Here is a 12,854-nt window from a genome sequence, read left to right as displayed (position 1 = left end):
CGTTAGCGCAAAGTTCGTTAACTCCAGTGGAAAGAACATTACGTTTTGAAATTGAAACCGCGGTTGCATGAATAAGTTTACGGTATTAGGTGTCATTTTAGGGATTGTGGGTATCGTCAGTCTGGGAGCGCCGGGTGTTGGCCCGCGAACCGCCCGGTCGGGCTTCAGGCTGGATACGCTGATTGAAATCCGGAAAGATACACTGATCGAAAAATACCTGAGAGACAGCGCCTATAAGGCGATGTTTCAGCGCGATACTACTTTTCGGGTCGATTCGGCGGCCCTGCGCGCCCAGGCCGACAGCCATAAAGTGGCTTTGCCGGAAGTTGTAACGGGCGACCTGAACGGGCTGGCCGTCTGCGCCGGATCACCGGTATCGGTGCCCTATAGCTCGTCGGGCGGACGGTTTTCGCCGGATAATCAGTTTGTTTTGCAACTGGTCGATGCGGCTGGCAAAGTCACCAACCTGGGCGAACCCGCCAAAGCCGGGCCGTTTGGAAACGGAACGCTTACGGGCGTTATTCCGGTCAATACCGCATCCGGAAGCCGCTACAGTCTGCGGGTGGCTTCTACCAATCCGGCGGTGAACGGAACCCCGCAACCCCTGCGCGTTTTGCCCGCACCCACCGCCCGGATTGAACTGCCCGACGGCAGCAATGCCGTTACCGTCATGCCGGGCCAGCCGGCCACCTTTCGCGTTGCCCTGAGTGGTCACGGGCCGTGGTCGTTCAGGCTGTCGGACGGAACGAAAGTGCAGAACACAATGACGACGCCGTACGAAGTGACGGTAATGCCCGACAAACCCACCACGTACAAAGTGGTGAACGTGAGCGGCCCCTGCGGAAGCGGAACGGTTTCGGGCGAAATTATCGTCAATGTCAATGAAAATCCGAACCCGGAGATTGCCCTTAAAGCCCCGAACGGCGGCTATCGGGTTTGTACCGGAACACCGTTCCAGGTGGCGTTTACGGCTACGGGTAAATACCAGGCCGGCAACGGTTTTGTGGTTCAACTGGCCGACTCGACCAACAACTGGACCACCATTTCCAATTCCGGAACGGCCAGCCCGCTGGTGGCGCGATTGCCATACGGTATTTCACCCAAAGGCGCTTACAAAATTCGTGTTGCATCCACCCTGCCTTCCATCACGAGTAACGCCGAAAATCTGGCCGTAGCTGCTCAGGCGGTTGCCGTACTGCGCAACGATACGGTCCGCATCGACGAAGGTAAAACCGCCGAACTGACCGTTGATTTCGGTGGGGGAGGACCGTGGTTCGTTCTGCTGTCGGACGGTACCTACGAAAACAACATTGTGAAAAGTCCGCACACCATTCGGGTGACGCCCAACAACCCGACGCCTTACGCCATTACTTCGGCGGGTGGCGCCTGTGGGGTGGGCGAATACAGCGGTCGGGCGTTTGTGAAGGTCAATATTCCGCCCTCGACCATCACAACCGGTAACCTCTCGGCCCGGACGATCTGCCACGGTTCCGAAATTACGGTGCCGTTCACAACCGGCGGACGGTTTTATGCCAATAACAAATACGTTGTGCAGGTGGCCGACACAAGTGGCCGGTTTGTCAGCCTGGCGACGACCTACAAAGAGGGGGTACTCAAAGCCGTAATCAACCCGGCTTACCTGAAAGATACGCTCAATACCGTGCGGCTGCGGGTAACGTCGACGAGCCCGGCGGTGGCAGGTTCTGAAACCACCATCAAGGTACTGGCCCCGAATGTGAGCCAGGCCATTGTTGCGGGAGAAGGCACCATCCGGCCCGGCCAGACCTCCAAAGTGCGGGTTGCGTTCAAAAACGGGCTGCCTCCCTGGTCGTTCGTTATGTCCGACGGCACCAAAGTAAATGGCACGTTTCTGAACCCCTACGTGCTGACGGTTGCGCCGACGAGTTCGACGGAGTACACGATTACGTCTTTAAGCAGCTCCTGCGGAGCGGGAACCCCCACGGGTAAGGCGCTCGTAACCGTGGAAGCGAATTAGGCAAGGTCCCCGGCGGCAGCCTGATCCACCCAGACGAATCCGTTGGGATGCGTTTGCATGATGCTGGCCGGAAATTCTTCGGTGACGGGGCCTTTCAGGGCGGTTTTGATCACCGGGGCCTTCTTGCTACCGCTGGCAATCAGAATGGCTTCGCGGGCGTCCATCAGCTGTTGCAGGCCGGTGGTCAGGCCCAGTGTCAGGGGCGTTGGCTCGTTGAAATACTTTTGCCCGACGGTAATGGTGGTTTCGGCCAGTTCGGAAACGTGAGCTTTCAGGGTAAACGGCGTTCCGGGTTCGTTCAGGGCAATATGACCGTTTAAGCCAACACCCACCAGAATCAGATCAAAACCGCCCCGCTCATCCACAAACTGGTTCATCAGTTCACATTCGGCTTCCAGATCGGCGGCTTTGGCGTCGAACATCCGGTATTGCTCCGGCCCGATGTTCAGCGGACCGAAAAGCTCGCGCTGGAGGTAATTCGAGCAGCTTCCTTCACTTTCCGGTCCCAAACCCACCCACTCGTCCAACCCCACAAACGTACAGCGGTCTATGCGGGTCTGGCCTTCTTTTACCAATTGCACCAGCGCCCGGTAAGTACCAACGGGCGTATCGCCGGATGCCGCACAAATCAGGGCATCGGGTTTACGGTTTAAGAGGTCGGCGATGCGCTGGGCGGTATGACGGGAAAGGGTTTCGTAGTCAGGAAAAATCTGGAAGTTCATGGTCAGGGTTTCGTTTGGACGCTAAAATACGGGGAAGCCGTGGACAAGTCCGCAAAAAAAGCCAAATCTATTTTAGGGCTCGGTTTCCCGATCAACTACGCTGCGTGATTGGCTTTGGGTAGAATATTTAGTAATTTTCAAAGAGAAGATCGAATACAAAAGGCAAAAACGGCTTATGGAACGGTTGATTCAGTATTTCGAAACGATTCCGTCGTCGCACCGCAGCCTGATTCTGGTGGGCGGTATTACTTTTTTCTGGCTGGTGGAAAGCGCCGTTCCGCTTTTTCAATTCGGAAAGGCCGATGCCCATTACCGGAAAGCCGGACACGCGGGCATCAACCTGTTTTTTACGCTGACTACCGTTGCCGTCAATTTTGTGCTGGCTTTTATTCTGCTCAAAACCAGTGATTTTGTTGTCGCGCATCAGATTGGTGTTCTGCAATGGCTGAGCCTGCCGCTCTGGGCGCAGATCGTTGTGGGACTGCTGTTGCTGGATTTGATCGGGGCGTGGTCTATTCACTGGCTGCAACACCACGTTAAATGGATGTGGCGGTTTCATCTCATCCATCATACCGACACGTACGTAGATACCACCACCGCCAACCGCCACCACCCCGGCGAAAGCGTTTTCCGGTTTATTTTCACGACGCTGGCGGTGCTTATCGCCGGAACGCCCATCGGAGTTGTTATGCTGTATCAGGCGCTGTCGGTTCTGCTGTCGCAGTTTAACCACGCCAATATTCATCTGCCGCGCTGGATCGACCGGCCGCTGAACTGGTTTTTTGTGACACCCAACATGCACCACGTTCATCACCATTACGTCCTGCCGCAGACCAATACCAACTACGGCAACATTTTTCCGTTCTGGGACCGGCTGTTCGGAACGTACGCGGAGATGGCAAGCAAAGACCTGCGCTACGGGGTCGATACGCACCTGGAAAGGCACGAGCATTCGCGCATCGGCAATCTGCTTAACATACCGTTTCAGCCGTATCGGCCACCGATGGGCAGTCCGGAAACGACTACTTCAAGTCATGCAGATATAAATGAATCGCCTTAAGTTCGTCGTCGGTGTAGGTGGTAGCGAGGTATTTCCAGGGCATGAAATCGCTCAGAACGCGTCCGTCGGGCGTTTTTCCGGTCCGCATAGCGGTGATAAAATCATGTGAGTTCCATTTTCCAACATTGCCCGTCTGGGTCAGGTCCGCAATCCGGGGTTCGCCGGGGCTGTGTCCGGGACCACCTTTGAAATTTGCACCGTGGCAACCCGAACACGTAACGGCTAAATACTTTCCGTAAACAGGATCAATGGCTGCCGGTATATGGTCAACCGGTTTGGCATCATGGTCAATTGCTTCGGCAGGAAACAGCGGAAATTCACCCAGAAAGGTTAAAAGCCGTCCCAACGGTTTCAATTCCTTGGCCGGATGCGTCTTATCGACAGGTGGCTGGCTTTTCAAGAAGTAGATCAAAGCGCCCATGTCCTGGTTTGAAAGTGGCGTACTCACTTCCGGTGATGGCATAAACCACAATGACTTATTGTCTTTTCCCAAGCCGTGCCGCAGCGCCCGAATCCAGTCCTGATCGGTATAGGAAATACCGCCTTTTCCGCGGGTTAGGTTCGACGCGTACAACAAACCCAACGGGGTGCTTTCGTCCAGAAATACGTTACCGCTCAGGTCATTACCGTGACATTCCAGGCAGCCCCGAATACCGGCAATGTGTTTACCCAGGGCGTAGGAAGCCGAATCGTTCGGAATGGTGAGCGATTGCAGCTTTACGTCATATAGTTTGTTGGCGCGTGATTCGGTCTGGAAGTAAACTACGGTATAAAAAACGATGAGCAGAAGTAGGATACTGCCTAGAATAATACCACTCCATTTTAAGATTTTCATTAGCATGATCGCTGTCGCTTAAGGTTATTCGAAACCATTCATGCTAAAAGGTAACGATTTGTTAAATCGTCGGTATAAAGTGTTGAGTGAGCGGCAATATTCTAAAGATCAATTGATTAACCGGTAGGTCAGAGCGGGGAAATGGCTAAAAAGTGTGATATTGCCGAATGTATTCGATTGGCAAACGGTATTTGCCCGGCTTTTTATCATGATTCATTTTAAACGGTTAGACCACGTACTCATTCCAATTCCGGAGGGCAAAAAAGAAGAAGCCCGAACATTTTATAGCGATGTGCTGGGGTTGAAAGAAGTGCCCGGTCAGCATCCCGGCGGGGCGCTCTGGTTTTCGATTGCTGATATTGAACTGCACCTGCGGGAAGAAGCCGGTGGAACGTACTCCAAACGGCATCCGGCCTTCGAAATTACAAACCTCGAAGAAGCGAAACGGGAGTTAGAACGCCGGGGAATTGAAATTACTTATTCCTCCGAAATCGACGGGCGGCAACGGTTTTTCTTCCACGATCCGTTTGGCAACCGGTTTGAACTGCTGCAATTTGTGGCGTAAAATACCGTTTCGTCTCCAGATAAATACCGTACCCTTGTCTGGAAAACCGCAGAAATGTTTCCCGCAAAGCCGTCGATCAGTAACTACAAGTTTACTGCTGTTGAGACAACGGCTTTGCGGGAAGCTCCGTTTACTGTTTCCGCTCAGGCTGTAGCAGCAGCTTGATAAAATTCTTGCCAAAATACTGATTGGCAGCCTGTTTTGTGCTTTCCGGCGTGACCTGTTTCAGCAGTTCGTCTTCCCGCAGAATTTCGGTGGGGTCGTCGTTATTGAAATACTGATTGGACAGATAGCCCAGCCAGAAGTTATTCTGCTTCAACTGTACCTCGGATTCGCGCCGGGTTTCGGCTTTGAATTTTTCGATGTCTTTCGGATCGGCGCCGTTCTGTTTTAGCTTCTCTATTTCGGCCAGTGTGCGGGCAATCAGCTTATCAACGTTCTCGGGCGCACAGCCAAACCCGATGCGGAACGTATACCGTTGCGCCGGAATTTTAGCGTAGGCCCCGCTCACGCCCACCCCATACACCCCGCTTTCTTCTTCGCGCAACGTTTCGGTCAGCTTGATTTCCAGCGCTTCGGCCAGGGCGTCAATCTGCGTGGCGTTTTCGGGTGTCCAGACAAAATCACCGCTGAACACCAGTTGAACGGTGCTTTTAGCCTCAATGCCTTTGGTGACGGTTTTTTCAATCTTCCCGGCTGGCGTCCGAATGCCCAGATCGCGGTAAGTTTCCTTCCGGTTTGTTACCGGTAAGCCACCCAAGTATTTCTCAATCAAGGGCTTAATGTCTTTCTCCTTAAAGTTACCAACAAAGAAGAATGTGAAATCGCTGGCGTCGGCAAACCGCTCCTTATAAATCGCATCGGCGCGGTCTACGTTTACCTGATCCAGTCGGTTGGGCGTCAGCGGCAACCGGCGGTAATGGTAAGCGCCCAGCAGCGACTGCACCGTGTCCTGAAACACCTTCTGGGGCGTTGGCGTTGCCAGTTGACTTTGCAGGTAACTTTTCTGGTTCGACAGAAATCCTTTGATCACATCCATATCCTTTCGGGGCGCGGTAAAATACGCATAGACCAGTTGCAGGGCCGTTTCTAGGTCGTCGGGCGTGGTGCTGCCGCTGATGCCTTCGTTGGTTTCGCCAATGTACGGCGACACGCTGACGGTTTTGCCGGTCAGGTATTTGCCTAACTGAATCTGGTTGTAATCGCCGATGCCGCTCATCTGGGCTAGGGTCGAGGCAAACCGGGCCGATTCAAAATCCTTGTCGGTGTAGAGCGACGTGCCGCCCGGGCTGGTGGCCGAAAAAATAATCTGATCATTTTTAAAATCCGTGGGCTTCAAAACAACTTTGACCCCATTGCGGAGCGTCCATTCGGTTACGTTGATGTCGCGGATTTGTTTTTCACTCGCCACGGGATTGCCAACGGGTAAGGTCGGTAACAACGGTTTGTCGAGTGTTTTATCGACGTAGGCTGTCAGGCCTTTACCGGCATTATTGATCAGAGCCAGAATCTGTTTGTCGGTTGGGAGCTTGTCTTTATCTTTCTCCGGCGCCATAATCACAACCGCCCGGTTTTCCTGCGTAATAAACTGCTTGGCCAAATTATTGACGTCGCCAACGGTAATGCCGTCGAGGTATTTTTTCAGAAAATCGTTGTAGAACGAAATGCTGACCGGGATGTCGCCGTGCAGAAAGTTCTCGACGTATTCGTTTACGTAGCTGCCCGAACGGGTTTTGTCGCGCTCGCGGTAGGCGCGGTCTACGGCTTTCTGGTACTGTTTTTTGGCGCGGTCCAATTCGGTTTCGGTAAATCCGAACTGATCTACGCGGGCGTTTTCGTCCAGAATGGCCGTAACGGCCCGGTTTACATTGCCATCTTTGGCAATTACGTAGGAACTGAACGCATCCTGATCGCCCAGAAAACTACCGTAGTTGCTATAGCCAGCCAGAAACGGCGGGTCAGACTGCTGCGTGAGTTCGTTGATCCGGTTGCCAATCATGGAGTTGAACAACACCCGCTTGATGGCTTCGCGAACGTCGTACAAGATTTTTCCCTTGATTTCGGGCCGTTTGTACATGATCTGGACCACGGTATTGGGTTGTTCCGGATCGGTTACAATAGCGATCTTCGTGTCTTTATGGGGTGGAATCGGGTACCGCACCCGTGGTTTCGGGTTGCTCACCGCCGGAATCCGGCTGAATTTTTCCCGGATAACTCCTTCAACCTTTGCCACGTCAAAATCTCCAACGGCCACCACCGCCATCAGATCCGGGCGGTACCAGTCCTTATAAAACCGGTGCAGCACCTCGGGTTTGAAGTTTTTGATGATCTCATCCTTACCAATCGGCAGCCGGTCGGCGTAACGCGAGTTGTTTAGAATGAGCGGAAAATACTTCTCGCGCATCCGCTGACCGGCCCCGCGTCCAGATCGGGCTTCTTCCAGCACAACCCCGCGCTCTTTGTCAATTTCGGCCGGGTCGAGGGTTACATTATGTGCCCAGTCTTCCAGAATCTGAAACGCCTGCTCGAAAAGCCGCACTGAATCGGTCGGAACGGGCAGTTGGTAGATGGTTTCGTCGAAACCCGTCGATGCGTTCAGGTCGGCTCCAAACCGCACACCGGACGATTGCAGGAAGCTAATGATCTCGTTTTTAGGAAAATTCTTCGTGCCGTTGAAGGCCATATGCTCCAGAAAGTGTGCCAGGCCCTGCTGGTCGTCGGTTTCCAGAATGGCCCCGGCATTGACAACCAGACGCAGTTCCGCCCGGTTTTTGGGTTCAGTGTTTTTCCGAATGTAATATGTCAGGCCGTTGGGCAGCTTGCCCACTTTCACCTCCGGATCGAACGGAATGGGTTGTTTGAGTTCCGCCGGAATCCCGGCTGCTACGGCTTTGGCCGGGAGCGTTTTAGCAGGGGCTTTTTTGGGAGCTTTCTTAACGGGTTGTTGGGCACTCGCACCGGTTGCCAGCCAGGCCAGCATGAGTCCGGTAGCCAGAATCTTGTTCATTGTTTCAGGTTGGTTATACGGTTTATTGCTCGTTTACCGCTTTAACCCGAAATTAGTGGTATTATTTAAACTTTAATAATGATTTTTTTCTGGTACATCCAGTAGAGAATTACAAACCAAATCAGGACAAATGTCAGGGCTCCGGCCAGCGACGCGTTATACGGGCTTTCGAAATACGGTACGAAAAACGTCTGGTACATCCATTCCTTCGCACCAATGTCCGAACCGTCCGGCTGCGGAACGCGAATCAGGTTCAGAATGCGCGGAATCAGGCCGGAGAGAAAGAAAACCGTGATGGCATTGACGCCAAACGCCACGAACGGCTTGGTCCAGTTGCGGTATCCCCGCACGTCGATCAGCCAGTAGCACAACGCCAGCGCCTGCAATGCCAGACCCGACGTGAGCAGGACAAACGAACTGGTCCAGAGTGATTTGTTGATCGGGAAAAAGCCGCTCCAGACGTAGGATCCCAGCAACGACAGGCAACCGGCCACGAACAACCAGACGGCTTTCTCGGCTTCCGGGCGTGTCGAACGCAGGAGCGTTCCGGCCAGAATGCCTGATAGACCCGTGGCAATTGCCGGGAGGGTACTCAGCAAGCCTTCCGGGTCCCAGGTTTTTGAGGTTTTCCAAAGGTGGCCGCCCAGCACCGTGCGGTCGAGCCAGGCACCGAGGTTGGTTGCAGGTTCCAGGTTGGCCGGGCCGAAATCCGGTACCGGAACAAACGACATGAGCAGCCAGTAGCCAATGAGTAAACTACCCATCAGCCAGCCCTGCGTTCGGGTTGTGGTTCGGAGGTAAATCAGGGATGACGCCAGATACACCAGCGCAATTCGCGGCAACACACCGGGAATCCGGACGGTAGCGAAATCAAACTTCGGAAACAGGTTGAGGAACAAGCCCAGGCTAAACAGAATCAGGCTACGCTTTACGATTTTGCCGACCAGCCCATCCCGGGTTTTGTCCTGCAAGGCATACGAAATGGAAACGCCGACGATGAACAGGAAGAACGGGAAAATCAGGTCGGTGGGTGTCCAGCCGTGCCAGTGGGCGTGTTCCAGCGGTGCGTAGATATGGCCCCAGTCGCCGGGGTTATTCACCAGAATCATAGCCGCTACGGTAAGGCCCCGAAAGGTGTCGAGGGACAGGAGCCGCGTCTTGCCGGTGAGCCGATTGATGTCAGAATTGAGATAATGGCCGGGTGAAATAGCCGTTTGTTCCATGATACGGGTGGGTTGTATCCTGCTGTATAGTTACAATTTTTTAGGCAGATTGAAGCAGTGTGTTCACAAAAAAGCCCCAACCGGGTAGGGTTGGGGCCGTTTCGTACAACAGAGCCCGGGGCCTGCGTATGGGCATTGTGATTTATGGGAACGGGTTAATATTTCCAGCGAACAAAGGCTTCCATTGCTTCGTACTCGGCCAGACCCAACTGGTTGTAGAGACTCGCCGTGGCCCGGTTGCGCTCTTCGGCGCGTTGCCAGAACTCCCGCGAGTCGCTGCCCTGGTACACCACGCCGTCTTTCTGCGACTGGTGTTTGAAGATACCAAGCCGCTTGCGCATCAACTGGTCGGGCGACATCGGTACGGCCATCTCGATTTCGTGAATGTCCCACTCGGCCCAAGCACCGCGGTAGAGCCACACCCAGCATTCTTTCATGAAATCTTCGTTTTTCAACCGGCGAACGGCTTCGAAGATCGCATCCAGACACACTTTGTGAGTTCCGTGCGGATCGGCCAGGTCACCGGCGGCATAAATCTGGTGGGGTTTCACCTCCCGGATAACATCCATTACCGCCTGAATATCTTCTTCGCCCAGCGGTTTTTTCTCCACCTTACCGGTTTCGTAGAACGGCATATTCAGGAAGTGGGCGTTTTCGACCGGAATTCCGACAAAGCGGCAGGTTGCTTTGGCTTCGCCTTTCCGGATCAGGCCCTTTACGTAACGCACTTCTTCCGTGTCCATTTCGCTGCCTTTCTTCTCCCGCAGGAAAGCCGCAGCATCCCGGAAAATCCGCGTGGCTTCCGGACTGTCAATGCCAAATTTATCGTTAAAGTCGACCACAAAATCCGCGAAGCGCAGGGCTTCATCGTCGGCTACGGCAATGTTTCCGGAGGTCTGGTAACCCACGTGTACTTCGTGGCCCTGATCGTGCAGCCGCTGGAATGTACCACCCATCGAAATAATATCATCGTCGGGGTGCGGGCTGAAAATCAGACAACGCTTTTTGGCAGGCTGGGCACGCTCCGGACGGTTGGTGTCGTCGGCATTGGGTTTACCGCCCGGCCAGCCGGTAATGGTGTGCTGGAGTTGGTTGAAAACGTCGATGTTCAGATCATACGCCTGGCCTACCTGCGCCAGCAGATCGCTCATCCCGTTATCGTTATAATCTTTGTTGGTCAGCTTCAGAATGGGTTTGCCCAGTGTACGCGACAGGTACGTTACGGCTTTTTTCACCATCTGCTTATTCCATTCTACGGTATCCACTAGCCAGGGCGTTTGCATCCGGGTCAGGTCCGACGCTGCGGCCTGGTCAATGACAAACAGGGCGTTGGGATGGGTTTGCAAATAGGATGCCGGAATCTGCTCGGTAACGGTTCCTTCCAGAGCCGCCCGAATCACCGGGGCTTTGCGTTCTCCCCAGGCCAGCAAAACGATCCGTTTGGCGCTCAGAATCGGCGCTACACCCATCGTAATGGCTTTCTTGGGCGTTTGAGCTAGACCACCGAAATCTCCGGCTGCGGCTGCCCGCGTCGAGTGGTCGAGCATCATCAGGCGGGTGTGCGAGTTGATCAGCGAACCCGGTTCGTTAAAACCGATGTGACCGTTACCCCCGATACCGAGCAGTTGGAAGTCCAGACCGCCATACGATTGAATTTTTTCTTCGTACGCCCGGCTGAATTCAGAAACCTTATTCGGTGCTACCGTTCCGTCCGGAATAAAATAGTTGCCTTCCGGAATATCGACGTGATCGAACAACTGCTCCTTCATGAAGCGCACGTAGCTTTGCAGCGAATCGGGCTCCATCGGATAGTATTCATCCAGGTTAAAGGAAACCACATTGCGGAAGCTCAGACCTTCTTCGCGGTGCTGACGAATCAGTTCGGCGTAGACGGTCTTGGGGGACGAACCCGTGGCCAGACCCAGCACACATTGCTGACCTTTCTGCTGTTTTTCGCGAATCAGCGCTGCGATTTCCCGTGCGACGGCGCGGGAGGCATCTTTCGCATCAGCGTAGATGTGTGTCGGAATTTTCTCGTAGGTAATGGCCGATTGGACCGGTTCTCCCGGTTGGCGACCTAACGCGTTTTCGGAAACGGAAGGTTCAGAAATCATAACGAATGGTAAAATGTAGTTCGAGCGGAGCGGCAAAATTCGGCATATTGATCCGTAACACCAATAAAAATATTTTAAATTTTTTTAAGAATTGCGAATCTTCCCCAAATTAAGGGATCGCTTCTATCTTGTTACTATTTTTCTTCAAATTCTTACTACTGGTTTCTGATCGCATGTCTTTTTCCCGCCGACATTTTTTGCAGACGATCTCCGCAGCTGCGGCTACAACCGCCTTTCATCCACCGGTTCCGGCAATCAAACCGCCCCGCCTGAAACCCGGCGATACGGTTGCGCTGGTGGGCCCGGCGGCTCCGGCCTTTAGCCACGAAACCGTGCAGATTACGGTGGAGTCGTTGCAGGCGCTGGGCTTCAAAACTGTGGTTGCCAAACACGTTTTCGACCGGTATGGCTACCTGGCCGGAACCGACGCCGACCGGGCAGCCGACCTGAACGCCATGTTTGCCGATTCTGGTGTTAACGCCATCATGGCCATGCACGGCGGCTGGGGATGCGCCCGGCTGTTGCCCCTGCTCGATTACAACCTGATTCGCCGGAACCCGAAAGTGCTGGTGGGGTATAGCGATATTACGGCTTTGTTGCTTGGTATTTACGCCCAGACGGGGTTAATCACCATGCACGGTCCGGTGGGGGCCGTCACCTGGAATCCATTTACGGTAAACTACCTGCGGCAGACGTTGATGGACGGTCAGGCCGTTCTGATGGACAATCCGCACGACAAAGGCGATTTGCTGGCGCAGACCAAGGACCGCATAACGACGCTGCATCCCGGAAAAGCACGCGGACGGCTGCTGGGTGGTAATCTGACGGTTTTGAGCCATTTGATGGGCACGAAGTATTTGCCCGACTGGAAAGGAAGCATCCTGTTTCTGGAAGATATCGGCGAAGATGTTTACCGGATGGACCGGATGATTACACAACTCAGGCTGGCGGGGGTGCTGGATGAAATCAGCGGTTTTGTATTCGGGAAATGCACCGACTGCGATCCGGGGAAAGGATACGGCTCCCTGACGATGGAAGACGTGTTTCGCGACCATATCGTTCCGCTCAGGAAACCGGCCTATTCGGGCGCGATGATCGGGCATATTACCCACAAGTTTACGGTTCCGGTGGGCATCGAAGCCGAAATGGATGCCGATACCGGCACGATCCGGCTGCTCGAACCGGCGGTGCGCTGAATGGCTGTCCATTACCGGTCAGAAAAACCGTCCATTTACGGACATTCGTCGGATGGGGCGGAGGTTACGGGTTTGATAGCCAGTTAGTTATTTGTCTGGTACAGCATTTGGGGCCTGAAAGCAGGGATACGGTTTT

At 53.9% G+C, this 12,854-nt stretch carries 9 protein-coding genes; 4 read left to right on the top strand and 5 right to left on the bottom strand.

Going from position 1 to position 12,854, the window contains the following annotated elements:
• Positions 1-67 precede the first annotated feature (67 nt).
• Positions 68-1,996, top strand: coding sequence for a hypothetical protein (locus LX87_RS12630; RefSeq protein ID WP_111628604.1), 1,929 nt, complete (start codon positions 68-70; stop codon positions 1,994-1,996).
• Here the strand turns inward: LX87_RS12630 and LX87_RS12625 are convergent.
• Positions 1,993-2,718, bottom strand: coding sequence for a 6-phosphogluconolactonase (locus tag LX87_RS12625; protein ID WP_111628603.1), 726 nt, complete (start codon positions 2,716-2,718; stop codon positions 1,993-1,995). The genes LX87_RS12630 and LX87_RS12625 overlap by 4 nt on opposite strands.
• A 175-nt stretch (positions 2,719-2,893) precedes the next feature.
• On the opposite strand from LX87_RS12625, the gene LX87_RS12620 reads away from it, so the two are divergent.
• Positions 2,894-3,778 carry a sterol desaturase family protein gene (locus LX87_RS12620; protein WP_111628602.1) on the top strand — a complete coding sequence of 295 codons (885 nt, stop codon included), beginning with the start codon at positions 2,894-2,896 and terminating at the stop codon, positions 3,776-3,778.
• Here the strand turns inward: LX87_RS12620 and LX87_RS12615 are convergent.
• Positions 3,741-4,613 carry a c-type cytochrome gene (locus LX87_RS12615; protein ID WP_111628601.1) on the bottom strand — a complete coding sequence of 291 codons (873 nt, stop codon included), beginning with the start codon at positions 4,611-4,613 and terminating at the stop codon, positions 3,741-3,743. The genes LX87_RS12620 and LX87_RS12615 overlap by 38 nt on opposite strands.
• 208 nt (positions 4,614-4,821) lie before the next feature.
• Between LX87_RS12615 and LX87_RS12610 the strand changes: the two genes are divergently transcribed.
• Entirely contained in the window at positions 4,822-5,178 is a 357-nt protein-coding gene (locus tag LX87_RS12610) for a VOC family protein (protein ID WP_111629182.1), read from the top strand.
• Between the two features lie 130 nt (positions 5,179-5,308).
• Here LX87_RS12610 and LX87_RS12605 read toward each other — a convergent pair whose 3' ends face one another.
• From LX87_RS12605 to nagB, 3 genes are all read right to left on the bottom strand, one after another.
• Positions 5,309-8,185 (bottom strand): M16 family metallopeptidase, encoded by a 2,877-nt coding sequence (locus LX87_RS12605; protein ID WP_111628600.1) that lies wholly within the window; start codon positions 8,183-8,185, stop codon positions 5,309-5,311.
• A gap of 65 nt (positions 8,186-8,250) precedes the next feature.
• On the bottom strand, positions 8,251-9,408 hold the full coding sequence (locus LX87_RS12600; RefSeq protein WP_111628599.1) for an acyltransferase family protein: 1,158 nt from the start codon (positions 9,406-9,408) through the stop codon (positions 8,251-8,253).
• Positions 9,409-9,563: 155 nt separating this feature from the next.
• Positions 9,564-11,522, bottom strand: a complete 1,959-nt coding sequence (gene nagB / locus LX87_RS12595; RefSeq protein WP_111628598.1) for a glucosamine-6-phosphate deaminase — start codon at positions 11,520-11,522, stop codon at positions 9,564-9,566.
• A 173-nt stretch (positions 11,523-11,695) separates the two neighbouring features.
• Between nagB and LX87_RS12590 the strand changes: the two genes are divergently transcribed.
• Positions 11,696-12,718, top strand: a complete 1,023-nt coding sequence (locus LX87_RS12590; RefSeq protein ID WP_111628597.1) for a S66 peptidase family protein — start codon at positions 11,696-11,698, stop codon at positions 12,716-12,718.
• The last annotated feature ends 136 nt before the right edge of the window (positions 12,719-12,854 follow it).

The sequence above is a fragment of the Larkinella arboricola genome, assembly GCF_003259745.1.
GTDB classification, from domain to species: domain Bacteria; phylum Bacteroidota; class Bacteroidia; order Cytophagales; family Spirosomataceae; genus Larkinella; species Larkinella arboricola.
This window is presented reverse-complemented; position numbering and strand designations above follow the sequence as displayed.